The organism is Streptomyces sp. NPDC048483, from assembly GCF_040651455.1.
In the GTDB taxonomy this organism is placed as follows: domain Bacteria; phylum Actinomycetota; class Actinomycetes; order Streptomycetales; family Streptomycetaceae; genus Streptomyces.
In genome coordinates, this window is the sequence record NZ_JBEZJZ010000074.1 from 1 (window position 1) to 24631 (window position 24631).

At 73.5% G+C, this 24631-nt stretch carries 23 protein-coding genes and 3 pseudogenes; 7 read left to right on the forward strand and 19 right to left on the reverse strand.

From position 1 onward, the window contains the following. Positions 1–64: 64 nt before the first annotated feature. Positions 65–649 carry a MarR family transcriptional regulator gene (locus AB0D04_RS29365; RefSeq protein WP_362709262.1) on the reverse strand — a complete coding sequence of 195 codons (585 nt, stop codon included), beginning with the start codon at positions 647–649 and terminating at the stop codon, positions 65–67. Between the two features lie 193 nt (positions 650–842). Here AB0D04_RS29365 and AB0D04_RS29370 point away from each other — a divergent pair, with 193 nt between their 5' ends. Continuing rightward, positions 843–1160, forward strand: coding sequence for a hypothetical protein (locus tag AB0D04_RS29370; RefSeq protein ID WP_362709265.1), 318 nt, complete (start codon positions 843–845; stop codon positions 1158–1160). Here AB0D04_RS29370 and AB0D04_RS29375 read toward each other — a convergent pair. Continuing rightward, on the reverse strand, positions 1119–2504 hold the full coding sequence (locus AB0D04_RS29375) for a hypothetical protein (protein WP_362709267.1): 1386 nt from the start codon (positions 2502–2504) through the stop codon (positions 1119–1121). The two genes, AB0D04_RS29370 and AB0D04_RS29375, sit on opposite strands and share 42 nt — an antisense overlap. 159 nt (positions 2505–2663) lie before the next feature. On the opposite strand from AB0D04_RS29375, the gene AB0D04_RS29380 reads away from it, so the two are divergent. Together AB0D04_RS29380 and AB0D04_RS29385 are read left to right on the forward strand one after the other, a co-directional pair. Continuing rightward, positions 2664–3929 carry a molybdopterin-dependent oxidoreductase gene (locus AB0D04_RS29380; RefSeq protein WP_362709270.1) on the forward strand — a complete coding sequence of 422 codons (1266 nt, stop codon included), beginning with the start codon at positions 2664–2666 and terminating at the stop codon, positions 3927–3929. Positions 3930–3961: 32 nt separating this feature from the next. Beyond that, positions 3962–4414, forward strand: a pseudogene (locus AB0D04_RS29385) (hypothetical protein); the annotation flags it as partial. On the opposite strand, the gene AB0D04_RS29390 reads toward AB0D04_RS29385, so the two are convergent. The 4 genes and pseudogenes from AB0D04_RS29390 to AB0D04_RS29405 form a co-directional block, all read right to left on the reverse strand. Further along, on the reverse strand, positions 4321–5163 hold the full coding sequence (locus AB0D04_RS29390; protein WP_362709273.1) for a methyltransferase domain-containing protein: 843 nt from the start codon (positions 5161–5163) through the stop codon (positions 4321–4323). The pseudogene AB0D04_RS29385 and the gene AB0D04_RS29390 overlap by 94 nt on opposite strands. Beyond that, positions 5160–5819: a DUF2064 domain-containing protein gene (locus AB0D04_RS29395; RefSeq protein ID WP_362709346.1), complete on the reverse strand. Its 660-nt coding sequence runs from the start codon at positions 5817–5819 to the stop codon at positions 5160–5162. The genes AB0D04_RS29390 and AB0D04_RS29395 overlap by 4 nt, the downstream gene beginning before the upstream one ends. A 29-nt stretch (positions 5820–5848) precedes the next feature. After that, a complete protein-coding gene (locus AB0D04_RS29400; RefSeq protein ID WP_362709348.1) occupies positions 5849–6640 on the reverse strand; it encodes a glycosyltransferase family 2 protein in 792 nt (263 codons plus the stop codon). Beyond that, positions 6626–7654, reverse strand: a pseudogene (locus AB0D04_RS29405) (NAD-dependent epimerase/dehydratase family protein); the annotation flags it as partial. The pseudogene AB0D04_RS29405 and the gene AB0D04_RS29400, both read right to left, overlap by 15 nt. Before the next feature lie 308 nt (positions 7655–7962). Between AB0D04_RS29405 and AB0D04_RS29410 the strand changes: the two are divergent. Together AB0D04_RS29410 and AB0D04_RS29415 are read left to right on the forward strand one after the other, a co-directional pair. Beyond that, positions 7963–9012 carry a PP2C family protein-serine/threonine phosphatase gene (locus tag AB0D04_RS29410; protein ID WP_362709351.1) on the forward strand — a complete coding sequence of 350 codons (1050 nt, stop codon included), beginning with the start codon at positions 7963–7965 and terminating at the stop codon, positions 9010–9012. Between the two features lie 41 nt (positions 9013–9053). Next, positions 9054–9362 (forward strand): hypothetical protein, encoded by a 309-nt coding sequence (locus AB0D04_RS29415; protein WP_362709275.1) that lies wholly within the window; start codon positions 9054–9056, stop codon positions 9360–9362. Between the two features lie 4 nt (positions 9363–9366). Here the strand turns inward: AB0D04_RS29415 and AB0D04_RS29420 are convergent, their stop codons facing one another. The 10 genes and pseudogenes from AB0D04_RS29420 to AB0D04_RS29465 form a co-directional block, all read right to left on the reverse strand. Continuing rightward, positions 9367–9906 (reverse strand): NADAR family protein, encoded by a 540-nt coding sequence (locus tag AB0D04_RS29420; protein WP_362709277.1) that lies wholly within the window; start codon positions 9904–9906, stop codon positions 9367–9369. A 41-nt stretch (positions 9907–9947) separates the two neighbouring features. Continuing rightward, positions 9948–10976, reverse strand: coding sequence for a hypothetical protein (locus AB0D04_RS29425; RefSeq protein WP_362709279.1), 1029 nt, complete (start codon positions 10974–10976; stop codon positions 9948–9950). 24 nt (positions 10977–11000) lie between these two features. After that, a complete protein-coding gene (locus tag AB0D04_RS29430) occupies positions 11001–12188 on the reverse strand; it encodes a 4-hydroxybenzoate 3-monooxygenase (protein WP_362709281.1) in 1188 nt (395 codons plus the stop codon). Beyond that, positions 12185–12982, reverse strand: a complete 798-nt coding sequence (gene pcaD / locus AB0D04_RS29435; protein ID WP_362709284.1) for a 3-oxoadipate enol-lactonase — start codon at positions 12980–12982, stop codon at positions 12185–12187. Before pcaD ends, AB0D04_RS29430 begins: the two co-directional genes overlap by 4 nt. Next, positions 12979–14436, reverse strand: coding sequence for a 3-carboxy-cis,cis-muconate cycloisomerase (pcaB, locus tag AB0D04_RS29440; protein WP_362709353.1), 1458 nt, complete (start codon positions 14434–14436; stop codon positions 12979–12981). Before pcaB ends, pcaD begins: the two co-directional genes overlap by 4 nt. Positions 14437–14500: 64 nt before the next feature. Beyond that, positions 14501–15130, reverse strand: a complete 630-nt coding sequence (gene pcaG, locus AB0D04_RS29445) for a protocatechuate 3,4-dioxygenase subunit alpha (protein WP_362709287.1) — start codon at positions 15128–15130, stop codon at positions 14501–14503. Beyond that, complete coding sequence (gene pcaH / locus AB0D04_RS29450) at positions 15130–15906, reverse strand: protocatechuate 3,4-dioxygenase subunit beta (RefSeq protein ID WP_362709290.1); 777 nt, start codon at positions 15904–15906, stop codon at positions 15130–15132. The genes pcaG and pcaH overlap by 1 nt, the downstream gene beginning before the upstream one ends. 139 nt (positions 15907–16045) lie before the next feature. Beyond that, on the reverse strand, positions 16046–17254 hold the full coding sequence (locus AB0D04_RS29455) for a thiolase family protein (RefSeq protein ID WP_362709356.1): 1209 nt from the start codon (positions 17252–17254) through the stop codon (positions 16046–16048). Further along, entirely contained in the window at positions 17254–17979 is a 726-nt protein-coding gene (locus AB0D04_RS29460) for a CoA-transferase (RefSeq protein WP_362709358.1), read from the reverse strand. Before AB0D04_RS29460 ends, AB0D04_RS29455 begins: the two co-directional genes overlap by 1 nt. 126 nt (positions 17980–18105) lie before the next feature. After that, positions 18106–18924, reverse strand: a pseudogene (locus tag AB0D04_RS29465) (CoA-transferase); the annotation flags it as partial. 179 nt (positions 18925–19103) lie between these two features. Here AB0D04_RS29465 and AB0D04_RS29470 point away from each other — a divergent pair. Then, positions 19104–20801: an IclR family transcriptional regulator C-terminal domain-containing protein gene (locus AB0D04_RS29470; RefSeq protein ID WP_362709293.1), complete on the forward strand. Its 1698-nt coding sequence runs from the start codon at positions 19104–19106 to the stop codon at positions 20799–20801. A 156-nt stretch (positions 20802–20957) separates the two neighbouring features. Here the strand turns inward: AB0D04_RS29470 and AB0D04_RS29475 are convergent, their stop codons facing one another. Continuing rightward, positions 20958–21665, reverse strand: a complete 708-nt coding sequence (locus AB0D04_RS29475) for a TetR/AcrR family transcriptional regulator (RefSeq protein ID WP_362709296.1) — start codon at positions 21663–21665, stop codon at positions 20958–20960. A 121-nt stretch (positions 21666–21786) separates the two neighbouring features. Between AB0D04_RS29475 and AB0D04_RS29480 the strand changes: the two genes are divergently transcribed. Then, positions 21787–22101 carry a DUF1330 domain-containing protein gene (locus tag AB0D04_RS29480; protein ID WP_362709299.1) on the forward strand — a complete coding sequence of 105 codons (315 nt, stop codon included), beginning with the start codon at positions 21787–21789 and terminating at the stop codon, positions 22099–22101. Positions 22102–22111: 10 nt separating this feature from the next. Here AB0D04_RS29480 and AB0D04_RS29485 read toward each other — a convergent pair whose 3' ends face one another. Continuing rightward, positions 22112–23473: an MFS transporter gene (locus tag AB0D04_RS29485; RefSeq protein WP_362709302.1), complete on the reverse strand. Its 1362-nt coding sequence runs from the start codon at positions 23471–23473 to the stop codon at positions 22112–22114. A 116-nt stretch (positions 23474–23589) separates the two neighbouring features. Beyond that, positions 23590–24624 (reverse strand): YihY/virulence factor BrkB family protein, encoded by a 1035-nt coding sequence (locus AB0D04_RS29490; RefSeq protein ID WP_362709303.1) that lies wholly within the window; start codon positions 24622–24624, stop codon positions 23590–23592. Between the last annotated feature and the right edge of the window lie 7 nt (positions 24625–24631).

Below are 24631 nucleotides of genomic sequence, written 5' to 3' on the forward strand. Positions count from 1 at the left end.
CACCAGACCCTGCCCGATGACACCGCCAACTCCCAGCCGCCGCACCGAACTCATTCTGAAATGATCAGTAAGGCGCCGCCGACTCCGGGGGCGGCGCGGGGCGCGGTGCGACGCGGGGTTCACCGGCCGCGTCCGTGAGGGCACGCAACGACGTGATCAGGCCGGCGCGCTGTTCCGCGGACAGCCGGGAGACGATCTCGGCGATCTCCGCGTGCCGGTGGGAGACCACCCGCTCGACCAGGCCGCGGCCCTTGGCCGTCAGGCTCAGCACGACCTCGCGGCGGTTGCCCGGGTTGGCCTGCCGGCTGACGCTGCCGGCCGCCTCCAGGCGGTCGACCATCCGCATCGCGGTGGACGGGTTGACGCCCAGCGCGCCGGCCAGGGTGGCGAGCTTGACCGGGCCCTGGCCGTCCAGCACCACCAGGGCGCGCAACTGGGGCAGCGTGAGCGCGGGCTCGGTCTCCGCGATGGCCCGCGCCGATATCGCGACCAACAGCCGGGAGGCGGTCAGCACGGCGGCGATGACGTCCTCGGTGTCGTCGTCGAGAGGGTCACCGAGGGGTCCGTGATCAGGACCCTCGGCCCGACCGTGATCGTGATCGTGGTCGTGACCGTGTCCGGAGTTCGCATCGTGTCCCTTGGCACCCATGGCGTCTTTATACCTGGTGGCGGATCCCCGGTGAGGGGCGTTGTGCCTGATGGCAGGCGCGTACGGGCATCGGCGGGCCCCCCGCGCCCGCACCGCCCGCAATTGCCGTTGACGGCGCAATAATGGAGAGATGCGGCACGGATCCGTTCCCGGCGCGAAGCCGCGCGGGGCCCGGGGAGAGGCAGTGGTGACCATGGACAGCAGGGACACCGAGACCGTTCACGAGGCGTATGCGTTCGTCTGCCTGCACTGCGGATACGGGTGGGAGCAGGAGTACGAGATCCGCCACGCCATCGATCTGTCCGGACAGCGGCGGATTGACTACATCGTCGGTGGCCGCCGGGTCGCCTCGCCGCTGACCCGCGCCGACTGTCCCGCATGCAACCGCGGCCCGCTCCGGATCCTGCGCCCCGGCCGGGTGAAGGCCGCCCGCTCGATGTTCGCCTGGTCCAGCTACCCCGACTGGTCGTCACCATCCGGTGTACAGAAGGTGGTTGATGAGCAGGGCTAGGACGGCCTGAGCCGTCAGCCAGTGCCGGCGGTGGGCGGCGGGCAGCAGCGCGGCCGCGGGCAGCAGCCAGAGGGCGAACGGCAGCCAGATGCGTTCGGTCTCGGCCTTGCTCATGCCGGAGAGGTCGGCGGCGAGGAGAGCGGCGAGGGCTGCCAGGACGAGGACGACCAGGCGGTCGTCGGCCGCCGTCCCCGAGTGGCGCAGCCGCCGCAGGGCCGGGGGTGCCGCCGCCAGGACGTGCCGCAGGCCGGCCACGGTGGCGAGACCGGTGATCACCACGGTGCAGGCGAGGTTGCCCCAGACCCAGTACGCGTACGGGCGGACCGCCGCGACGCCCTGGTAGTAACGCTCGACCAAGAGGCGGTACCCCTCCCACCAGGAGAACCCCGCGAGGGTGAAGACGGCCGCGACGGCCGCCGTCCCGGCCAGGACCAGGGGCAGCGGACGGACGCTGCGCGTCACCAGCAGGATCGCGGCGGCGATCAGGGCGATGAGGGTGAGGCCGTACGAGAGGTAGCAGGTGAGGCCGAAGAGGAGGCCCGCGGTCAGGGCGGCCGCCGCCGGGGCCCGCGTCGTGCGGGTCGCGGCGGGCGTGAGGAAGGCGAGGGCCCAGGCGGCGACGGCGGCGAAGTAGCCGTCCGCGGAGGTGCCGACCCAGACGGCGGCCGGGGCCAGGACGAGGAAGGGTGCGGCCCGGCGCGCGGTCGGCTCGTCGGTGAGGGCGCGCAGGGTGATCAGGGCGGCGGCGACGGCGGAGGTGCCGAGGGTGATGCACCAGATACCGGCCCAGGCGCCGCCGCCCAGGCCGATGCGGTCGAGGCCGACGAAGGTGAGGACGGCGGCCGGCGGATGGCCCGCGATATGGGCGGGCCAGGAGTCCGGCCCGTGGTGGAGCAGGATGTGCTGGGTGAAGTCGCGCAGCGCCGGGCCGAGGTGGTCGAAGCGGCGGATGACGGTCAGGTACTCGTACTCGGTGGTGAGGCGGCCGGCGATGCCGGTCCGGAAGCCGTCGATCAGGGCCAGCGACCAGGTCCAGGCCATCGCCGCCGGCCAGCCGGCGAGTACGAGGCCGCGCCAGGGCAGCCGGGCGGCCAGCGGGGGCCCGTAGGCGATGACGAGGACGGCGACGGCGAACGCGGCGGGGGTGCCGGGGCCGAGGTGCGGGAACCATGAGGCGTACAGCGGGGGCCAGTTGACGCGCAGATTGCCGGTGGCGTGCTGGATGACGGTGCCGACGACGACGGCGAGCGCGACGAGGAGGGCGCCGGCAGCGGCTGCCAGCAGATCGGCGCGGCGCACTCGACGCGCTTCGGAGGTCTCACGGGTGGTCACACGAGTGGTCACACCGGAACGCTAGGGCGTGGTCCGGTCACGTACGCCGTGCCGCGGCACCGCCGTCAGAGTTTCGTCATGCGTCGTGGCGGCCTGGAGGCACCCGCTGCGGCATACCGTCGGAGCACCGCGGCGGACCCGCGTCGCGCAAACCGTCGAGGACACCTGACCATGCGTGCCCACCTTCCCGTTTCCCGCTTCACTCCCCCCACCTCACCGTCGTTCTGGCGCAGTCCGCTGCGCGGCCCCCGGCTGACGGCGCTGCTCGGTGTCGTCCTGCTGGCCGGGATCACGCTGCTGTTCGTGACCGGCCTGCTGTCGTACGCCGCGTACAACCCGAATCTGGCGGGCGGCGTCAACGACAAGACGCCGGACAAGGGCGTGCTGGGCTTCTATCTCTTCGCCTGGCCGACCGGTCCGCACTGGCTCTACCGGGTCACCCAGGGGGTGCATGTCACCCTCGGCGTCGCGCTGGTGCCCGTCCTGCTGGCGAAGCTGTGGTCGGTGATCCCGAAGCTCTTCACGCTGCCGCCGGCCCGGTCGTTGGGCCATGCGCTGGAGCGGCTGTCGCTGCTTCTGCTGGTCGGCGGGGCGCTGTTCGAGTTCGTCACCGGGATTCTCAACATCCAGCTGGACTATCTCTTCCCGGGGTCGTTCTATGCGCTGCACTTCTACGGGGCATGGGTGTTCATCGGCGCGTTCGTGGCGCATGTGGTGCTGCGCATGCCGCGCACCGTACGGGCGCTGCGTGAGCGCAGGGACCCGGAGGCGGACGCCGACGACACCGAGCTGGTCGCCCGCGAGCCCGCCCCGCCGACCGTTTCGCGGCGCGGCGCGCTGTGGCTGGCCGGCGGCGGTTCGCTGCTGCTGCTCGCCACGACGGCGGGGCAGAGCATCGGGGGGTGGTGGCGGCGTACGGCACTGCTGGCGCCGCACGGCGGGGCCGACCCCGGCAGCGGTCCGAACGGCTTCCAGATCAACAAGACCGCCGCCTATGCCGGGATCCGGCCGCAGGACACCGGCGACGACTGGCGGCTGACGGTCGAGGGCGGTGGGCGGCAGGTGCGGCTGAGCCGCGCCGAGCTGCTGAGGATGCCGCAGCACGAGGCGGCGCTGCCGATCGCCTGTGTGGAGGGCTGGTCGACGGACGATCAGCTGTGGAGCGGGGTGCGGCTGCGCGATCTGGCCGCGCTGGTGGGGCTCGGGGAGCGGCCACCGGACGTCCTGGTGGAGTCGCTCCAGCTGCACGGCGCGTTCCGGCGGGCCGCGCTGCGCGCCAACCAGGTGCGTGACGGGCGTGCGCTCCTCGCGCTGCGGGTGGGCGGCGCGGAACTGTCCGAGGACCACGGCCGCCCGGCGCGGATCATCGTCCCGGCGGCGCCCGGGGTGGTCAACACCAAGTGGGTGGCCCGGCTGACCTTTGGAGAGCTGTCATGAAGGGCCGGGCACGGCGGAGGCCGAGTCTGCGGATGTGGTTGGCGCGGCTGCGGCACCGCCGCTGGTACGGCGAGGGGTCGCTGCATCTGCTGCTGATGCTCGGCTCGTTCGCGCTGACCGGGTACGCGGGGTTGCGGCTGCTCGGTGGCGCCCAGTGGCCGCTGGTCGTGGTGTGGTTCGTCGGGGCGGCGCTGGTGCACGATCTGGTGCTGCTGCCGCTGTACTCGCTCGCCGACCGGGCGGTGTGCGCGGCCACGGTGGGCACGGGGCAGCACCGGGCGTGGACGGCGTACGTACGGGTTCCCGCCGCGCTGTCAGGGCTGTTGCTGCTGGTGTGGTTTCCGCTGATCGCGGGCTCGGCGGGCGCGCCGGGCGGCGCCTCGGCGGCGCACTACGCGTCCGCCACCGGCCTGCCCGGCGAGGGCTTCCTCTCCCGCTGGCTGCTGGTCACCGCCGGGCTGTTCGCGCTGTCCGCCCTGTTGCTGACGGGCCGTACGGCGGCGCCCAGGCTGCGCGGTATGGTCGCGCGGGCGCGGCGGCGCAGGGCCACGAAGCAGCGCTCGGCGCCCTCGGGCCGGTGATCCGGCGGCCCGGCCACGGACCACTGCTCCACGGGCGCCCAGCCCGCGGCCGCGGCGTGGCGCAGCAGGGCGGGCGTGCCCACCCGCGCCCAGGGGAACAGGCCGCCCGGTCCGTCCTGCCCGTGGCGTCCGCCGTGCCCGGTGTCGACGCGTACCTGGACCCGTTCGTCGACGTCCGCGGCCGTGGTCTCCACAATGAGCAGCCCGCGCGGGACGAGCAGTTCGGCCGTCCGGAGCAGCAGGGCGCGGGGGTCGCCGCCGATGCCGATGTTGCCGTCGAGCAGCAGGGCGGTGCCCCAACTCCCCTCGTCCGGAAGGGAGTCGAAGACCGAGCGGCACAGGGCGGCGCCGCCGATCGCGGCCGTACGGGCCACCGCGGCCTCGCTCACATCGATGCCGAGCGCCCGGCTGCCCTGGGCGGCGAGTGCGGCGACGAGCCGGCCGGGGCCGCAGCCGATGTCGAGGACCGGGCCCTCGCAGCGGCGCAGCGCGGACAGGTCGGCGGCGTCGGCACCGGCGCACCAGCGCTCGACCTCCAGGGGCAGCAGCCAGCCGTCGGGGCGGCGCAGGAACAGTGGGCCGCGGCCGCTGCGCAGCGCGTCGGCGTACGGGTCGGCGCCCCAGGTCAGGGCGCGGTTCGTGGTGGGGCTCACGATTCGGGGACCGCCGTCAGCCGGGCGAGGGTGGCGGCGAACCGTCCGCCCGGCACGGCGGCCGCGACGTGGTGGGCGTCGGCGGCCGTGTCGACATCGCGCAGCGGCGGGAGCTCCCCTACCCGCAGTCCGGCCTCGGTCAGCCGGGCGCGCTGGGCGGCGCCGGTGTGCGGGGTGGACATCGGGACGCCGCGGAGCAGTTGGGGGTCGGGGTCGGCCAGACCCAGCGCCCAGAAGCCGCCGTCCTCGGCCGGCCCGAACCAGGCGTCACAGTCCCGCCAGGCGTCCAACTGCAGTGCGGGTGCGAGGAGTTGAGGAGTCACCTGGGGCGTGTCCATGCCGATGAGCAGGGTCGGTCCGGGGCTGCCGGCGAAGGCCGCGGCCAGCCGTTCGTCGAGGCCGCCCGCGCACTGCGGCCGGACCTCGAATCCGGCGGGCAGCCAGGTTCCGGGGCGGCCGTCGAGGACGACGACGCGGCGGCGGGCGGGCATACTGCGGACGGCCTGGAGGGTGTCGTGCAGCGCGGCCTCGGCCAGCTGGGCGGCTTCGTCGGGGGTGTAGGGCGGGGTGAGCCGGGTCTTGACCCGGCCGGGGAGCGGTTCCTTGGCGAGGACCAGGACGGTGGTCGGGCCGGTGGCGCCGGCGGGTCCGGTCATCGGTCCCGTACAGCCTGCGGGTTCGTCGCTCATCGGGCCGCCTCCTGCGTGTCCGTACCCGTCGTCGTACGGGTCGTCAGCGGCGGCTCGCGCAGCACACCGCGCATATCGCGTACCGCGTGCCAGGTGCCGCGCCAGGTGCCGGTGACCTTGGAACGGCCGGTGCGCGGGAGGTAGGGGACCTCGCGTTCCGCGATGCGCCAGCCCGCGTCGGCGGCCCGGACGACCATCTGGAGCGGATAGCCGCTGCGGCGGTCGGTGAGGCCGAGGCCGAGCAGGGCGGTGCGGCGGGCGGCGCGCAGCGGGCCGAGGTCGTGCAGGCGCAGGCCGGTGCGGCGGCGCAGCATCCGGGTCAGCGCGAGGTTGCCGAGGCGGGCGTGCGGGGGCCAGGCGCCGCGTTGTTGCGGGCGCCGGCGGCCCAGCACCAGGTCGTGCGTGCCGTCCTGCACGGCCTGTACGAACGGGGTGAGCAGTCCGGGGTCGAGGGAGGCGTCGCAGTCGCAGAAGCAGACGATGTCGGCGTCGGCGGCGAGCAGTCCGGCGTGGCAGGCGGCGCCGAAGCCGCGGCGCGGTTCGTGGACGACGGTGGCGCCGAGGTCGCGGGCGAGGGCGGCGGAGCCGTCCGTGGAGCCGTTGTCGACGACGATCGCCCGCCAGCCGGCCGGGATACGGGCCAGCACCCAGGGCAGCGCGGCGGCCTCGTCCAGGCAGGGCAGGACGACGTCCACCGGGGCGGGGCCGGGGCCCGGGGCCGGGCGCGGCAGGGCGTGGGCCGCACCGGCGGGGCCCGCCCGCATCCCCTCCCGTGCGAACTCCGTCATCCCCTCCGCGAATCCGATCGCCGCCCGCCAGCCGAGCTCCCGCGCGATGCGCCGTGACGAGGCGGTGATGTGCCGGACATCGCCCAGCCGGTACTCCCCCGTCACCACCGGCTCCGGCCCGCCGGACGCCGCGGCCAGCGTCCGGGCCATCTCCCCTACGGTGCGCGGCTCCCCGCTGCCCGTGTTGTACGCGGTCAGCACCCCCGGCTCCCGCTCCGCCACGGCCTCCAGCGCCACCGCGTTGGCCGCGGCGACATCCCGTACGTGCACGAAGTCCCGCCGCTGGCCGCCGTCCTCGTACACGGTGGGCGCCTGACCACGGGCCAGTGCCGAGCGGAAGAACGAGGCGACACCGGCGTAGGGGGTGTCGCGGGGCATGCCGGGCCCGTAGACGTTGTGGTAGCGCAGCGAGACGGCGCGCCCGCCGGTCGCGCGCGCCCAGGAGGCGGCGAGATGCTCCTGGGTGAGCTTGGTCGCCGCGTACACATTGCGCGGGTCGGCGGGCGCGTCCTCGGCGACCAGGCCCGGCCGCAGTTCCGCGCCGCAGGCCGGGCAGCGCGTCTCGAACCGTCCGGCGTCCAGATCGGCCACCGCGCGCGGCCCCGGCCGCACCACTCCGTGCTCGGGGCAGGTGTAGCGCCCCTCCCCGTAGACCACCATCGACCCGGCGAGCACCAGTGACCCCACCTTGGCCGCGGCCATTTCGGCCAGCAGCACGGCGGTGCCCAGGTCGTTGCAGCCGACATAGTCGGGCGCGTCCGCGAAGTCCTTGCCCAGGCCGACCATTGCCGCCTGGTGGCAGACCGCGTCGACGCCCCGCAGGGCCTCGGCGACGGCCGCCCGGTCGCGTACGTCCGCGACGATGCGGCGCTCCCCCGGCCGCGGCGCGGGCGGCTCGGGGTGGGCCGAGGGCAGCAGGGCATCGAGGACGACGGGATCGTGCCCGCGCGCCGAGAGCTCGGATACGACCTGCGATCCGATGAATCCGGCGCCGCCGGTGACCAGTACACGCATGTCGGTCACGCTAAGCGCGGTACGGCGTTCCGGCCCGCGCGCCGGCCCGCGCGTCATGGGTACGTAAGATCCCCGCCCCCTCGCATCCCCCTGGACGGCGGTCTGGACGGCGGCCTGAACGGCGATTTGATAACAGACCCGTATGCACGGTATTTCGGACCGTCATATGACGCATATGCTCAGGTCGGGGGCGGTTTCCCCCACCCACACCTCGCCCTTGATGCCCCCGTCGGAGTTGCGCCTTGGCCGTGTCGAACACCGAGCAGTGCACCGGCTCCCGGGTGCTGTTCGCGCTCCCGTACGCCGTCATGGCCGTGGTCTGTGCGGGGGACCTCACCGCGGGCCCCGGGATCGGCCTGCTGCCGCTGGTCTCTCTGGGGCCGGCGTTCGCCGGGCTGGTCGGCGGCTGGCGTCGTACGGTCCTCGTCGGGCTGATCGCGGCCGTCCTCTGTGTCGGCCTGGGCCTCTACAGCGAGGTGTTCGAGGGACGGCGTGGGCCGACCGCGCTGCTGACCGTCGCCGGGGTCACCGCGGCCGGTGTGGTGGCCGCCGTCATGCGGCAGCGCCGCGAGGCGGAACTGGCCAGCGTCCGGTCGATCGCCGAGGTCGCCCAGCGCGTCCTGCTGCGCCCGGTACCGCGCGGTGCGGGCCCGCTGCGGATCGCCGTCTCCTACACCTCGGCGGTGGCCGAGGCCCGGATCGGCGGGGACCTGTACGAGGTGGTGACCTCGCCCGGCGGCGTACGGATGATCGTCGGGGACGTGCAGGGCAAGGGCCTGGAGGCGGTGGAGACCGCGGCCGTGGTGCTCGGCGCGTTCCGCGAGGCGGCGCACGACGAACCCGATCTGTCGGCGGTCGGTGAACGGGTGGAGCGGGCGCTGAACCGGCACCTGGGAGGCGAACGCTTCGTCACCGCCGTGCTCGCCGAGGTCGGCGACGCCCCGCACGCCACCCTCCTCAACTTCGGTCACCCGGCCCCCCTCGTCGTCCGCCCCACCGGCGCGGTCGGCTACGCGGCCCCGCCCGACCGCGCCCTCCCCCTCGGCCTCGCCGAGCACGACACCGACGCCCCGCTCCCCTACACCGTGCCGTTCGCCCCCGGCGACCAGCTGCTCTTCTACACCGACGGCGTCACCGAGGCCCGCGATGCGGCGGGCCGCTTCTACCCCCTCGACGCACGCGCCGCCCTCCTCAAGGACCCCGACCCCGAGGCGGCGTTGCGCGCGGTGCGCGAGGACCTGGTCGAGCATGTCGAGGGGCCGTTGCACGATGATGCGGCGATGCTGCTGGTGCGGTACCGGGAAGGGCACCGGGAACAGGGCGAATGGGGAGGCACGGGACCGGGTTCAGCGGCGTAATGTGCGACTGCCGCTGACCGTGAGCGAAGGGAAATCCGGGCGTGTCCCAGGCCGAAGAGGACGTCATCCGCGACTACGTGGCCGTCTGTCCCCTCACCCCGGAAGTCGTCGAAGACATCGTCACTATCGCCGATATCGACTGGCCGGACCGGGACGTGCGGCGGGAGGCCATCCGGAGCGTCGGCTGGCGTGACGACAATGTCCCGTTCGAGGGCGGGGAGTTCATGACGGGCGCCGGCCACCTCGTCAATTATTCACCGCCCTCGTCCCTATCAGCGCACTCGCGCCGGATGCCCCGATCCCGGACGGCGAAGGGCTCTGCTCCTTCACGGACAAGCCGTGCGCCCTGACTGCTTACGCCGCGGCCAGGCTCTCCCGCGCGTCCATCAGCGCGAACCCCAGCAGATTGAGCCCCCGCCACTGTGACGGCACCCGCGCCTCCGGCTCGTGCTCCTCCAGGCCGATGCCCCAGACGGTGTCCTCCGGACTGGCCTCGACCAGAACCTTTCCGGCCGTGGAGAGCAGAAATTCCCGCAGCTCGGGATGCGCGGCGAACTTTGCCCGGCTACCGGTCACCACGATCCCGTAGCGGTGCGCCACCCAGGTCTCCTCGTCGAATCCCCGCACATCCCGCCCGAAACTCTTGGCCAGCGCCGGTGCCGGATTACGGAGAATCCGGGTCTCGTTCCGCCGGTCGCCGAACAGCCGGGCCTTCTCCGCCATCATGTAGTGCTCGGCGGTGGCGTAGGTGATGCCGTCGAGGGTGAAGGGGGAGTGATACCACTGGCTCAGGCAGCCCTTGGGGGTGGGCCCGCCCCAGAACAGCACGAATTCCGGGAGGTTTCCGTCCCGTTCCCTGGCCCGCAGATCGTCGATTCGGTCGTGGATTGGCATGCGGCGACCGTCGCAAAGGGACCCGGCCCACGGCAATCGAATTACCAATGGTCCGCCGTGGAGCGGGACTTCAGCTCCCCGATTTCCCACTCGTGCCGCGCCCGGATCTCCAACTCCCGCTCCAGTTCGTACAGTTCTGCCTGCCGTGGATGACCGGGGCCGAAGAGATCCCCGATCAGCCCGATCAACGAGTCATCCGTGTGCGGGGTGGACCACTCGAATACGAGGTGGTGCAGGGCCTCGCAGGTCTCCGTCGGCTCCGGTGCCATGCGCAGGCCGCACCAGCGTCGGCCCGCCCAAAGGCGCAGCAGGGCGGCGAATGTCCGCACACAGTGCCGTTTGACTGCCGGGTCTGCGTCGGACCGCAGCCGGGTGACCAGGTCGGCGTACAGGTCCACCATCCCCAGACCCAGTACGAGGGCACCGGCGTACGCCCAGAGATTCGCCCCGGTCCCGCCGCCGTAGGCCTCCCAGTCCGGGTTCCACAGCATTCGCCGGTAATCCGTGCGGGCAGCATCCCCGTACAGCGCAATGCCCAGTATCAGCCCGCCGTTGCAGTCGGTCGAGGCGACCGCGCCCCAGGAGACGAGGCGCCCCAGCCACGATGGGTCGCCGGTCTTTGCCGCCAGGGCGGGCAGGAACTCCGGGAACCATGCGGCACCGGCGTGCCGCTCCAGCGCCTGCGCAATCTCGGTACGCAGACTCCGGCAGGGCAGATGGAGCAGCCCCAGGCAGGCGTCCGCGTCGTGGAGCGGGGTGTCGATGTGGTCCCACAGCAGCCGCTCGGCCGGCTCATGACCGAGGCAGCCGAGGGCGTGCAGGACGTTGGCGGGCATTCCCCTGCGCAGTCGGCCGTCCTTGAAGCCCGCATCCAGGAGGCGTTCGGCCAGGGAGCGGTCCCCGTGGCGGGCGAAGACCGGAACCAGCTGTTCATGCGCCTCGGGGCTGCTCAGGAAGACCGGGAACAGTGCCTCCGCATCGGCCCGTGAGCCGTGGCGGAGGATGACCTCGACGGCCATCGCCTCCCTTCGTCCGACGCGCCCGTCGATCAGTTCCTGTGTCGCCCGCAAAGGCCGCACCCCGACTCCCCTCTCTCACTCCAACGGCAACCCCGTGTAATTCTCCGCCAGTTCGGCCGCTGCATGTGGCGAGGTGGCGATCCGGTCGAGCTGGGAGAGCTGGAGCCGGGTCTCGAACGGGGTCTGGTGCGCGTCGGTGTGCAGGGTTGTCGTCATGAAGTACGAGAAGTGTTCCGCGCGCCAGACGCGGCGCAGACAGGTGTCGGAGTAGGCGTCGAGGAGCTCCGTCGAGCCGGTGTGGTGCAGATGGGTGAGGGCGCGGGCGAGGACGGTGACATCGGCGACGGCGAGGTTGAGGCCCTTGGCGCCGGTGGGCGGGACGATGTGGGCGGCGTCACCGGCCAGGAGGATGCGGCCGTAGCGCATCGGTTCGGTGACCGCACTGCGCATGGGGAGGACGGACTTGGCGGTGAGCGGGCCGCGCGCCGGCTTCCAGGGGGTGTCGAGGGCCGCGCGGGCCTCGAGTTCCTCCCAGATGCGGTCGTCGGGCCAGTCCGCCGGGTCGGTGCCGTTGGGGACCTGGAGGTAGAGGCGGCTGACGGTCGGCGTACGCATGCTGAAGAGGGCGAAGCCGCGCTCGGAATGGGCGTAGATCAACTCATCGGAGGACGGCGGGACTTCGGCAAGGACGCCCAGCCAGGAGTAGGGGTAGCTGCGCTCGTAGGTGCGGCGTTCGCCCTCTGGGACGGCGCTGCGGGTGACGCCGTGGAAGCCGTCGCAGCCGATGACGTAATCGCAGGTGAGGGTGCGTTCCCGGCCTGCGTGGCGGTAGCGGATGCGGGGGCGGGAGGTGTCCGCGCCCTCTACGGCGACCGCCTGGGCGCCGAACAACAGGGACGGGCCGGACGCCAGCTGGAGGGCTATGAGGTCCTTGACCACCTCCGTCTGGGCATAGACCGTGACCCGGCGGCCGCCGGTCAGTGCGGGGAAGTCGAGGCGGTGCGCGCGTCGGTCGTAGCGGAGTTCGATGCCGTCGTGGACCAGGCCCTCCCGGTCCATCCGCTCCCCCGCCCCACAGGCGCGCAGCACATCGACGGTGCCCTGTTCGAGGATGCCCGCGCGCTGGCGCTGCTCGACGTAGGCGCGGTCGCGGTGCTCCAGGACGAGGCAGTCGATGCCGGCTTGGTGGAGGAGGCGGGCGAGCAGCAGGCCCGCGGGACCCGCGCCGATGATGCCGACGGTGGTGTGGCGTGCGGCCGTCACTGCGGGGTTCCTTGGGTGAAGGGGGCCAGGTGGGCGAGGAGGGCGGCGAGGACCGGTGCGGGGCGTTCGACGACGGCGAGGTGGGCGGCTCCGGGCAGTTCCAGGAGGGTCGCGCCCGGGATGCCGTCGGCGAGTTCGCGGGCGTGGGCGGGCGGGGTGGCGGGGTCCTCGCGGCCCGCGATGACGAGGGTGGGGGCGGCGATGCGCGGCAGATCGGCCCGCAGGTCGTACGTGGCGAGGGCGTCGCAGCAGGCCGCATAGCCCGCAGGCGTCACCGTGCGGCGCAGCGCGTCGACCAGGGCCGTGGCCTGCGGGGAACCGGCGAAGGCGGGGGTGAACCAGCGGTCGGCGACCGCGTCGGCGACCGGTCCTGTGCCCTTCTCCCGGACGAGCGCGGCCCGCTCGTGCCAGGCGGCCGGTGCGCCGAAGCGGGCCGAGGAGCAGATCAGGGTGAGAGAGGCGATCCGCTCCGGGTGGTGTGCGGCGAGCCAGGCGCCGACGGCGCCGCCGAGGGAGACCCCGGCGTAGGCGAAGCGGTCGAGGCGGAGGGAGTCGGCGAGGGCGAGGACGCGGCGGGCCAGTCCGGGGACGGTGGTGGCCGGGGTGGAGTCCGGGGCGCCGTCGTGGCCGGGGTAGTCCCAGCGGATAACGCAGAACTGGCTGGAAAGGGCGGCTAGTTGGGTGCTCCAGAGGGAGCGTGAGGTGCCCACGGAGGGGCCCAGGATCAAGGGCGGGGCGTCTTCGGCGCCGTCCACGGTGTGCTGCAGGGGCAAGGTGGCGGGTGGCTGCGTCATGGGGTGGGCTCCTGCGGGTTGCGCTGGGGAGAGGGATGGCGGGCCAGGGCCCGGTCGACGAGGGCACCGGCGGATCCCAAGTATCCGGTGGGATCGAGGAGTTGACGGAGACAGCCCTGAGGGGAGCCCTCAGGGATGCCGTCGGGAAACCTCTCCGGAGCGCCGTCGGGAAGGGCTTGGGCTTTGGCGAGGACATCGGGGCCGAGCGCCTCGGACAGGGCGATGCCCTCCTCGGCGGTGCGCCGGGCCGCCGCCTCCAGGGTGCGCCGGGCCTCGGCGCGGCCCAGGAGCGGGGCGAGGGCCGCGGCGAGGCGTTCGGTGACGATCAGGCCGCGGGTCGTGTCGAGGTTCTGCCGCATACGGTGCGGCCGGACCCGTAGCCCCGCGGCCAGTTCGGCGGCGTCCCGCGCCGCGCCGCCCACCAGGCGCAGGGCCTCCCGCAGCGGCTGCCATTCGGCGTGCCAGGCACCGGCCGGGCGCTCGTCCTCTGCGGCGAGGGACCCGTACAGCACCGCGGCCTGCGCGGGGACCTGGCGGGCGGCGGCCGCGATCAGGGTGGCGCGCACCGGATTGGCCTTGTGCGGCATGGCCGACGATCCCCCGGACTCCGTCCGGGAGGACCCCCCTCCGCCGCTGCCCTCGGCGAGCTCGCCGGTCTCCGTACGGGTCAGGGTCAGCACATCGGCCGCCATCTTGCCGAGGGCGCCCGCGGTGAAGGCGAGCGCGCCGGCGAGGTCGGCGACCGGGGTGCGCAAGGTGTGCCAGGGCAGGGCGGGTTCGGCGAGGCCGGTCTCGGCGGCGTAGGCGGCGAGGAGCCGGACACCGAGGTCGGGCGCGGGCACCCGGCCGTCGGCCTCCGCGTAGGCATGGAACGCCGACAGGGTGCCCGCCGCGCCGCCGAGCTGGGCGGGGAGCGCGGCCCGTACGGCGCAGAGCCGGTCGCGGGCGTCGAGGACGAGGCTGCGCCAGCCCGCGGCCTTGAGGCCGAAGGTGGTGGGCACCGCATGCTGGGTGAGGGTGCGGCCGGCCATGGGGGTGTCGCGGTGTTCGGCGGCCGTACGGCGCAGCGCATCGGCGGTGCGGGACAGGTCCGCGAGGACGGTGTCCAGGGCGCGGGCGCCGACCAGCATGGTGGCGGTGTCCAGGATGTCCTGGCTGGTGGCGCCCCGGTGGACGTAGGGGGCGGCGTCCGGGTCACGGCCTGCGACGGCGGCGGTCAGCTCGGCGACGAGCGGGACCACGGGGTTGCCGGCCGCGCGGGCCCGCAGCGCGAGGTCGCGGGGGTTCAGACGGTGGGTCACGGCGGTGACGGCGGCGGCGGCCGTCTCCGGGGCGAGCCCGAGGGCGGCCAGGGCGCGGGTCAGCGCGGCCTCGGCGTCGAGCATGGCGCGCAGATAGGCGGCGTCGCCGGTGAGGCGGGCGACGGCGGAGCCGGCCCAGGAGGGCGCCAGCAGCCCCCGGTCGGCTCCCTCTTCGCCCTGCTCACAGGAGAGTTCGGTAGCGTCCCCGCTCGGCTTGTCAGCGGAATTCAAGGAAGACCGTCTCCTCATGGCTGCCGTCCTCGGTGCCCTGCAGACGGATGTCGAAGCGGAACCGGCGGGCGGGGCCGTCGGGCCGGGCGAGGAGGGTGCGCGCGCGGTCCGCGGGGAGCCGGGAGAGCAGCGGGTCGGCGGCGTTGGCCGCCTGGTGGGCGGGGAAGTAGACGCGGGTGAAGAGGTGGTGCAGCAGTCCGCGGGCGAAGACGCAGACGGCGAGATACGGCGCCGCGTCCGGGCGCCCGGCGGGGGCGGTGGCGGGCAGGGTGCGGAGGGCGTAGTGGCCGTCCGCGTCGGTGGGCACGCGGCCGAAGCCGGTGAAGTCCACGCCGTTGCGGCCGATGACCGCGCCGGTGACCGGGTCCCGGCGCAGCGAACCGGGGGCGCCCGCCGGGCTGCCGTCGGGGCCCGCCTGCCAGAACTCCAGCAGCGCGTCCGGCACCGGTGCGCCCGCTCCGTCCCGTACGTATCCGTGCACGGTGACGGTGTCCGGGTGGCCGGCGGGCGCGATCCGGTCGCCGCCGGGGAACGGCAGGGCGTAGCCGTAGAAGGGGCCGATGGTCTGGGAGGGGGTCGGGGGGAGCGCCGCGGTGGGGCGCGGGGCGGGGGGCATCAGCGGCTCTCCTCGGTCCAGGTGGCGGAGGGGCCGTCCAGGACGATGTCCCAGCGGTAGCCCAGGGACCATTCGGGGCGGGAGAGTTGGTGGTCGTAGGCGGCCACCAGGCGGGCGCGGGCGGCGGGATCGGTGACCGAGGACAGGATCGGGTCGTACGGGAAGAGCGGGTCGCCGGGGAAGTACATCTGGGTGACCAGGCGTTGGGTGAAGGCGGAGCCGAAGAGCGAGAAGTGGATGTGGGCCGGGCGCCAGGCGTTGTCGTGGTTGCGCCAGGGGTAGGCGCCGGGCTTGACGGTGGTGAAGGCGTAGCGGCCGTCGTCGTCGGTCAGACAGCGGCCGACGCCGGTGAAGTGGGGGTCGAGCGGGGCGGGGTGCTGGTCGCGCCGGTGGGCGTAGCGGCCGGCGGCGTTGGCCTGCCAGATCTCGACGAGCTGGCCGCGTACGGGGCGGCCGGTGCGGTCGAGGATGCGGCCGCTGACGGTGATGCGTTCGCCGAGCGGCTCGCCGGCGTGCTGCCGGGTGAGGTCGGCATCGAGGTCGGTGATGTCGGTGACGCCGAAGGCGGGGCCGGTCAGTTCCACGGCCTCCGGGTCGGCGGAGGCGTCGATCTCGACGAGTGGCCGGCGGGGGTGACGGGAGGTGCTGCTGCGGTACGGGGCGTAGTTCCGGGCGGGGTGCCCGGGGGCGGGGCGACCCGCGCCGCGGGCCCGGTCGGCGGCGGCCTCGAGGGCGGCGATCTCGCGGCTGATGTCGGCCTGGGTGGGTGGGGTCATGGGTGCCCTCTCCATGCGGCGGTTCGGGTGCGGGGACGTATGCGCGTGCGGGGGCGCGTACGGGTTCGGGAACACATACGGGTACAGGTGCGGGTACGGAAGCGATGGGGGCGGGCGGGGCGGCCGGTGTGCGGGGCGGCTACCGCTCCAGCACCACGGCGAGCCCCTGCCCGACGCCGATGCACAGCGTGGCCAGCCCCGTTCCCGAGCCCGCGGCCGCCAGTCGGCGGGCGACCGCGCCGGTGATCCGGGCGCCGGAGGCGCCGAGCGGATGGCCGAGGGCGAGGGCGCCGCCGTGCGGATTGACGATGCCGGGGTCGAGTTCCGGCAGGCCGGTGAGGCAGCCGAGCGCCTGGGCGGCGAAGGCCTCGTTCAGCTCGACGGTGTGCAGGTCGGCGAGCCGGCGGCCGGCCTTCTCCAGGGCCCGCCCGGAGGCCTCCACCGGGCCGAGGCCGAAGTACTGCGGCTCGATCCCGGTGACGGCGCTGCTGCGTATCCGGGCGAGCGGCGCGCACCCGGTGGCGCGCAGCCCCCGCTCGTCCATCAGCAGCAGCGCGGCCGCACCGTCGTTCAGCGGCGAGGAGTTGCCCGCCGTAACGGTGCCTTCCTGCTGACGGAAAGCGGGCCGCAGCGCCGCCAACGCTTGGGGAGAGGTGTCCTCGCGGAGGGATTCATCACGTATCAGGGCCGGCTCGTCCGCCCCCTCCGCCGCGTACGGCACGACCTCCGCGTCGAAGGCGCCGTCCTTCCGGGCGCGCGCCGCCTTCTCATGACTGGCCAGCGCATAGGCGTCCTGCTGCGCGCGGGTGATGCCGTAACGGTCAGCGATCAGTTCCGCGCCCTCGCCGAGGGCGACGGTCCACTCGTCGGGCATCCGCGGGTTGGTCAGCCGCCAGCCCAGGGTGGTCGAGTGCAGGGTCTGCGGTGCGGCCGGGAAGGCCCGTTCGGGCTTGGGCAGCACCCAGGGGGCGCGGCTCATCGACTCCACCCCGCCCGCGATGGCCACCGAGGCATCGCCCACCGCCACCGCTCGGGCGGCCTGGATGACGGCCTCCATGCCCGAGCCGCAGAGGCGGTTGACGGTGACGCCGGGCACGGTCACCGGCAGCCCGGCGAGCAGCACCGCCATCCGGGCCACATCGCGGTTCTCCTCGCCCGCGCCATTGGCGTTGCCAAGAAAGACGTCGTCGATCGTGGCCGGATCCAGCCCTGGCGCGCGGCCCACCAGGGCCCTGACGACATGCGCGGCGAGGTCGTCGGGGCGGACGCCGGCGAGCCCCCCGCCGTATCTGCCGAAGGGCGTACGGACGGCGTCGACGACATACACGTCCCGGGGACGGTCAGTGATCACGAGGCCTCCTTCAGGGCGCGCAGGGCGGCGAGTTCGGCGGCGGTGGGCGGGGCGGTGACGCCGATCCGGTCGGCCTCCTTGAGGTCCCAGCCGGTGGCGGCCCGTACTTGATCGGCCGTCACTCCCGGGTGCAGCTCGGTGAGAACGAGTTCCGCAGTCTCCGGGTCGGGGCGCAGTACGCCGAGGTCGGTGATGACCGCGGTCGGGCCGGCGCCCGGCATCCCGAGGGCGGCGCGGTCGTGCGGGCCGCTGCCGTGGCCGAGGGTGGTGACGAAGTCGAGCGTGCCCACGAAGTTGCGGCGGCTGTGCCGGAGCACCATCAGCACCTGCCCGCAGTTGGCGGCGATCTCGGGGGCGCCGCCCGCGCCGGGCAGCCGCCCTTCGGGCCTGCCGGGGCCGCGGTCGACGACGGTGGTGTTGATGTTGGCGAACCGGTCCACCTGCGCGGCGCCGAGAAAGCCGACGTCGATCCGGCCGCCCTGCAGCCAGTAGTTGAAGATCTCCGGTACGGACACCACGGAGTCGGCGGTGTCGGCGAGTTCGCCGTCCCCGATGGACAGCGGCAGGCGGGTCGGCCTGGAGCCGAGGGTGCCGGACTCGTAGACCAGCACCAGGTCCGGATTGACGGTACGGCGGGCGAGGTTGGCGGCCGTACTGGGCAGCCCGATGCCGACGAAGCAGGTGCGGGCGCCGGCCAGGGCGCGGGCGGCGTTGATCTCCATCAGCTCGTCGGGGGTGCAGGCGGGGGTGCCGGCGGAGGTGCCGGGGAGGGCGCCTTCGGTGGCGGCGGGCCTGGGGACGGGCCCGGTGGCGGGCGTCTTGGCCGCCTCCGGCGCCGGGCCCGCCTGCTGCCGCCCGCCCCCGTCCGTCCGCACCCGCTCCTCGACCCACCGGGCGAACGTCTCCCGGTCCCGCGCGATCCCGTCCCACTCCCGGTAGAAGGCGTTGTCCCGGACCGAGTACCCCGCCGCGTACGAGGGGTGGGCGCCACCGGGGACGACCGCGACCGCGTCGACGACCCAGCTGGGCAGCACGACGCCGCCGGGGTGCGGCTCCAGCGTGCCGACCAGCTCCTCGACGGTGACCAGCACGCGCCGGGCGGCCAGCGCCGCCTCCTTCTGCACACCGGTCAGGCCCCACAGCTGGACGTTGCCGGCCCGGTCGGCCTGCTGCGCATGGATGACCGTGACGTCGGGGTTGAGGGCAGCGACGGCGGCCAGCTCCTCGCCGGTGAACGGACAGGTGACGGTGGAGACCGTGGCCGTACGGCCAGGAATGTCGCTGCCGCGGTAGCCGCGCAGCACCCCGAACGGGAGCCGGGCGGCGCCCGCGGCATAGCGGTTGGCCATCCCGGCGTGGCTGTGCTCGTCGGTCTCCAGCGGGGCGGGCCAGCCGTTCTCGACGGCGTCCCGGAAGCGGTGCAGCGAGCCGACGCCCGGGTTGCCGCCCCAGGAGAAGACCAGCTTGCGGGCCGCGCCCGCGCCGATCAGCTGGTCGTAGACCACGTCCGGGGTCATCCGGGCGAGCGTGAGGCCCGTGATGCCCTGGCGGATGATCTCGTGCGCCGCGGCGAACGGGATCAGATGGGTGAAGCCCTCCAGCGCCACGGTGTCGCCGTCGTGGATCAGCTCCGCGACGGCGTCGTGCAGCGAACGGATGTCGGCCATGTCCTCGCCTTCGGTTCCGGCGCGTTCCCCTCGCTGTCCGGCCCGCCTACCCGGCAGGTTCGTTCGCGTGGTGAACTTAAGTTCAGAATCGGACTGACCCGAGTTTGAACCCCGGCCCCGGCCCTGTCAACGGCGCGCCAGGTACGGTTCCGACGAGATCGCCGCACCGTGGAGAGCCGATGAGCCACCCCGCACCCACCACACCGCCCGCACCGGCACCGCCGCCGGAGGCGGTCGGGCCGCTGATGCGCAGCCTGTCCGTGCTGCGCGAGCTGACGGCCGGCGGCGGCCGTCAGGCGGTCGGTGACCTGGTGCGCGGTACGGGGCTGGCGCGCTCCACCGTGGACCGCGTCCTGAGCACCCTCGCCCGGCTCGGATATGTACGCATCCAGGGCCGGGACGCCGTCCTCGCCCCCCGGCTCCTGGAACTGGGCAACGCCTACCTCGCCGCCTCCGAACTCCCCGACCGGCTCGGCCCGCTCGCCGACCGGCTCGCCGACGAACTCGACGAGTCGGTCTCGCTCGCGGTCCCGGACGGCGACGGCGTGCGCTTCGTCCACCAGGCGACCCGCCGCCGCGCCATGTCGCTCGCCTTCCGCATCGGCGATCTGCTGCCCGCCGAACGGGGCGCGCCGGGCGCGCTGTTCGCGGACGCATGGGACGCGGACGACTGGCGGCGCTGGCGGCAGCGGCGCGCGGCCGACCCCACGGACGCGGGCTTCCCCGCCGTACCGCCACGGCCCGCCGCCGACGCGCCGGCGGGCGCCGACAACGCATCCGGCACCGGCTTCGAGGCCCGGGTGGCCGCCGCGCGGACGGCCGGCTGGTCGCTGGACGACCAGCTCATCGAACCCGGCCTGGTCGCGGTGGCCCTGCCGGTTCGGGACGCCGCGGGGCGTACGGTCTGCGCGGTCAGCGTCGTCAGCCACACCAGCAGGCTGAGCGCGGACGCCCTGCGGGAGGCGGCACTGCCGCGGCTGCGGGAGGCGGTGGCCACCATGGAGTACGCGCTGAACGCGCCGCCCGCCACCGACGCGGAGGCGCACCCCGCAGCGGCGCATGCGAGCTGGATGCGGGCGTCGAAGCAGGAACTGGGGCCCGAGTTCGTCGAGTCGGTGGCCCGCGGGCTGATCACCCTGACAGCATTCGGCACCGGCCGCGCCGAACTCTCCCTCACCGCCGTGGCAGAGGCCACCGGCCTGGCCCGCGCCACCGCCCGCCGGGCCCTGATCACCCTGGAACATCTCGGCTACATCGCCACGGACGGCAAGCTCTTCCGGCTCACCCCGAGGGTCCTGGAGCTCGGCTTCGCGCATCTCTCCGGCCTGACCCTGCCCGCCATCGCGCAGCCGCATCTGGCGGCGCTGGTCGAGCGGGTACACGACTCCGCGTCGATGGCGGTCCTGTCCGGTGACGACATCCAGTACGTGGCGCGGGTCCCCACCGTCCGCATCATGAGCGTCAACATCACCCTGGGCACCCGTTTCCCCGCCTACCCCACCTCCATGGGCCGCGTCCTGCTCGCCGGCCTCCCCCCGGCAGAAGTGTCCGCCCGCCTCGCCCTCACCCACCTCGAACCGCTCACCCGCCATACCGTCACCGACCCCGACCGCCTGCTGGCCCTCCTGGAGGACGTCCGCACCGAGGGCTACGCCCTGGTGGACGAGGAACTGGAGGAAGGCCTGCGCTCCCTGGCCGTACCGGTCCACGACCGCACCGGCCGGGTCGTCTCCGCCGTCAACGTCTCGACCCACGCGGGCCGTTGCTCCCCCGACGAGACCCGGGAAGCCCTCCTCCCGGCACTCCGCGAGGCGGCCGCGGACATCGAGGCGGATCTGCGCGTGGCGGGGCGGTTCGCGCGCATTCCCACGGGGTGACCGGCGCACCGGCAGTGAGGCCTGCCCTGCGGCATGAGGTCCGACTTGCCTCCTCCCTCAGCTGAAGCAGGGGATTCCTGGCGCACGCTGCTCGGTCGCTCAGCGAGCGACCGAGTCTTCCGCGATCGACACCAGTCGGACCACCGCGGCGGGCCCTCAGCCGGCTGAGGTCGCCACACCCCTGACGACATCGCGCATTTCGGCCTCGAAAAGCCCGGCCGGATCATGGGACACGGCGCTCAGATGACCGAACATCTCGAGCGTCACCAGACCGTGCATCCGCCCCCATACGCGCAGCGCGAGTGCGGCCATGGCAGGCGAAAGCTCCGGGACTTCACCTCGGACCTTCGCCACATATCCGGGCGGGAAATCCGACCAGTCGGCCGCGGTTGCGGAAGTGGATGCAGTTGACGCTTCGGCAAGCGGGCAGGCCTGGGCCACCAGCTGGTTGAGCCCGCCGCAGATGCGGCGCGCGCTCTGCTCGGCCGGACCCTCCGCGGGTGGCTGATAGCCGGGAATCGGGTCGCCGTAAATGAGGCGGAAACCCGCGGGGTTGGCCAGCGCCCACTCCCGGAGGGCCTGGCCCCAGGCCAGCAGCCGGCCGCCGGGGTCGGTGGCCGGCACGGCATCGCGCGCGCCCTCCAGGGCGTCGGCGAGCGAGGTACTGATGTCGCTGATCAGCGCGGTGATCAGATCGTCGCGGGTGGCGAAGTAGCTGTAGAGCGCGCGCGCCGTCATGCCCATCTCGCGGGCAATGCCCCGGAGCGAAATCGCCCCCGGGCCGTCGGCGGCCATCTGCCGCAGAGCGATCGCCGTGATCTCTCGGGTGGTCTCTGCGCGCAACCGTTCGCGCCGGCTCGGCACCTGACCTGATGTCACTGACACGCTTGACACTCTACAGCGTTTCAGTAATCTACGACGCATCAAAAGTACACGCCGTTTCCTTTTTATACGGCGAGTACCCTGCGCGGGAGGACGTGGACAGATGACCGCTTACGTGATCGTTGACGCCGAGGTACTGGACGAGGAGCGCGCCCGCGCCTACCGGGCGTTGGCGGAGCCGTCGATTGCTCTCCATGGCGGCCGTTATCTCGTTCAGGGAACCGTTCCCGAGGCGGCGGAGGGCAGCTGGCCCTCGCCGTCCCGTGTGATGACCGTCGTGGAGTTCCCTGACATGGACCGGCTCAAGGAGTGGTACACGTCCCGCGAATACAAGCAGGCAAAGGCGGCCCGCCGGACGGCAATAGAACTGCGCCTGCTCTTCGTCGAGGGCAGGCCCCAGGAGGCGAAGACGGCCTGACGCGGCGCCGTCAGTCCCGCCTCCCGCGACCGGTCACCGCCACCAGCCCGATCGCCACCGCCCCCAGCAGCCCCGCCAACGCGAAGGCCGTGAAGCCCAGTTGGTCGTTGCCGGCCGCGGCCAGGGTGCCGCCGAGCCAGGGGCCGGCCACGGCGCCGGTGCGGCCGATGCCGGTGACCCAGCCCAGGCCGGTGGCGCGTCCGGCGGGCGGGTAGAGGCGGTCGGCCGCCGCGTACACCATCGTCTGGGCACTGAAGAGCCAGATGCCGGTGAGGGCGACGACCACGTAGGTGAGGCCGAGCGGCAGCCGGCTGCCCAGGAGCAGCGCGCCGGCGGCGGTGAGCAGGAACCACAGGGCGGAGACGGTGACCGGGCCGAAGCGGTCGGCGGTACGGCCGGCGACGAACATGCCCACGATGCCGCCCGCGTTGATGATGAGCAGGAAGCTGACGGAGGACGTCAGGCCGTAGCCGGTGGCGCGCATCATCTGCGGGAGCCAGGTGCTGACGCCGTAGACCAGGAGCAGTCCGCAGAACGAGGCGAGCCACAGGAGCGGGGTCGCCGCGCGCACGCCGGGGCGGAAGAGGGCGCGGATCCCGTCCAGGCGGCCCTTGGCACCCGGGGGCGGCGCGTCGGCGGGGGCGGGGCGGGCCATGCCGTAGCGGTCGGCAACGGCGTCGGCCTCGGCGGAGCGGCCCTTGGCCAGGAGTACGCCGGGGGATTCCGGCAGCAGCCGGAGCAGCAGGGGGGCGGCGATGACCGCGGGCAGCGCCCCGGCCCAGAACACCGAACGCCAGCCGAGCCCGGGGGCGAGCGCCAGACCGAGGCCGGTCGCCACCATGCCGCCCACGTGGAACGAGGTCATCAGCAGGCCGGTGGCGAGCGCGGTCCGGCGCGGCGGGGCGAACTCCATCACCAGGGACAGACAGATGGGCATCAGGCCGCCCAGACCGAGGCCGGCGAGGAAGCGTCCGGCGCCGAAGAGGGCGGGCGAGCCGGCCAGGGCGCAGACGGCGGACGCGGCGGAGAACAGCACGATGCTGGCGACCAGGACCGGGCGGCGGCCGAGCCAGTCGGTGAGGGTGCCGGTGCCCAGGGCGCCGAGCAGCATGCCGAAGGTGGTCCAGCTGCCGATGGTGCCGGCCGCGCCGGGGGCGAGGCCCAGTGACGGGTCGTCCAGCATGTGCGGCATGACGGCGCCGTAGACGCTGACATCCATGCCGTCGAAGAAGACGGCGAGCCAGCACAGCGCCAGGACGGGTGCGACGGAGCGGAAGGTGTGACGGGCGGGTGCGGGGGCGGCGGAGGCTTTGGCTGGGGACGCGGGCGTACCGGTGGGCGGCATGGCGACCTCGGATTCACGACAGTCCAAGTGGCGGGCGAGCGAGGGAGTTCACCGTGTTGTTCGCATGGTGAACTTTCGTTCGCTCAATTAGCGGAGGATCCTCTCTCCGCGCCTCCCGGCTGTCAATGGTCCGCGGGCACCCGTCACTCGGCGGTCGGTCCCCGCCCCGGGCCGTCCCCGTCGGCACCCTCGCCGTCCGGAGCCCGCCGCCCCTCCCCCACCGCATGCACCCGCCGCTCCCGCTCCGCGCGTCCCGCGGCCGTGGCGACCGAGGGCCACACCCGGTCGAGGGCGGCGTTCATCGCGGCCCCGACCAGGACGGCGAAGGCGGAGACCCCGATCCACAGCAGTACGGCGACGGGCGCGGCCAACGACCCGTAGATCGTGGGCCCCTCGACGGTCGAGATGAGATAGATGCGCAGCAGAAAGCTGCCGAGCACCCACATCGTGAGCGCGACGACTGCGCCGGGGATGTCCTCCCGCCACGGCGAACGGACCGGTACGGACACGTGGTACAGCGTGGTCAGGAAGGCCACGGACAAGATCAGCACGACCGGCCAGTACAGCACCCGGATGATGTCGGCGCTGGCCGGCAGCCAGCCGACGACCGCGTCCGGTCCGGCCACCATCAGCGGCAGCGCGACGGCGCCGACGGCCAGCGCGGCGAGGTAGAGCACGAACGCCAGCAGCCGGGTCCGGACGATGCCGCGCCGCCCGTCGAGCCCGTACATGATGGTGATGGTGTCGACAAAGACGTTCAGCGCCCGGGAGCCGGACCACAGGGCGATGGCGAAGCCGAGGGAGATGACGTCGGGGCGCCGGCCGGTGAAGATGTCGTCCAGCAGGGGCCGGGCGATCTCGTTGACGCCCTTGTCGGAGAGCACCGTGCCCGACGCACCGAGGATGTCCTGCCGGATGCTGTCGATGGTGTCGTGGCCGATCCACTGCTCCATATAGCCGAGCAGACCGATCAGTCCGAGCACCAGCGGCGGCAGCGACAGCAGACAGAAGAACGCGGCCTCGGCGGCCAGCCCGGTGACGCGGTACTCCATGCAGGAGTTGACGACGTCCTTGAGCAGCAGCCACGCCAGCCGACGCTTGGAGACATTGCGGTAGAGGACCCGGGCCCTGGTCAGACGGCCCGCCGGCCGTTTGACTGGTTCGTTTGCTGGCGACACCTCCTTA

Bases quoted from the DNA above. Each gene is read 5' to 3' on its own strand.
- AB0D04_RS29400 (WP_362709348.1), bottom strand. From the start codon at position 6,640: ATGACGGAGTTCGCACGGGAGGGGATGCGGGCGGGCCCCGCCGGTGCG.
- AB0D04_RS29365 (WP_362709262.1), bottom strand. From the start codon at position 649: ATGGGTGCCAAGGGACACGATGCGAACTCCGGACACGGTCACGACCAC.
- AB0D04_RS29480 (WP_362709299.1), top strand. From the start codon at position 21,787: ATGACCGCTTACGTGATCGTTGACGCCGAGGTACTGGACGAGGAGCGC.
- AB0D04_RS29470 (WP_362709293.1), top strand. From the start codon at position 19,104: ATGAGCCACCCCGCACCCACCACACCGCCCGCACCGGCACCGCCGCCG.
- AB0D04_RS29460 (WP_362709358.1), bottom strand. From the start codon at position 17,979: ATGGAGATCAACGCCGCCCGCGCCCTGGCCGGCGCCCGCACCTGCTTC.
- pcaH (WP_362709290.1), bottom strand. From the start codon at position 15,906: ATGACCCCACCCACCCAGGCCGACATCAGCCGCGAGATCGCCGCCCTC.
- AB0D04_RS29420 (WP_362709277.1), bottom strand. From the start codon at position 9,906: ATGCCAATCCACGACCGAATCGACGATCTGCGGGCCAGGGAACGGGAC.
- AB0D04_RS29380 (WP_362709270.1), top strand. From the start codon at position 2,664: ATGCGTGCCCACCTTCCCGTTTCCCGCTTCACTCCCCCCACCTCACCG.
- pcaD (WP_362709284.1), bottom strand. From the start codon at position 12,982: ATGACGCAGCCACCCGCCACCTTGCCCCTGCAGCACACCGTGGACGGC.
- AB0D04_RS29395 (WP_362709346.1), bottom strand. From the start codon at position 5,819: ATGACCGGACCCGCCGGCGCCACCGGCCCGACCACCGTCCTGGTCCTC.
- pcaG (WP_362709287.1), bottom strand. From the start codon at position 15,130: ATGCCCCCCGCCCCGCGCCCCACCGCGGCGCTCCCCCCGACCCCCTCC.
- AB0D04_RS29410 (WP_362709351.1), top strand. From the start codon at position 7,963: ATGGCCGTGGTCTGTGCGGGGGACCTCACCGCGGGCCCCGGGATCGGC.
- AB0D04_RS29370 (WP_362709265.1), top strand. From the start codon at position 843: ATGGACAGCAGGGACACCGAGACCGTTCACGAGGCGTATGCGTTCGTC.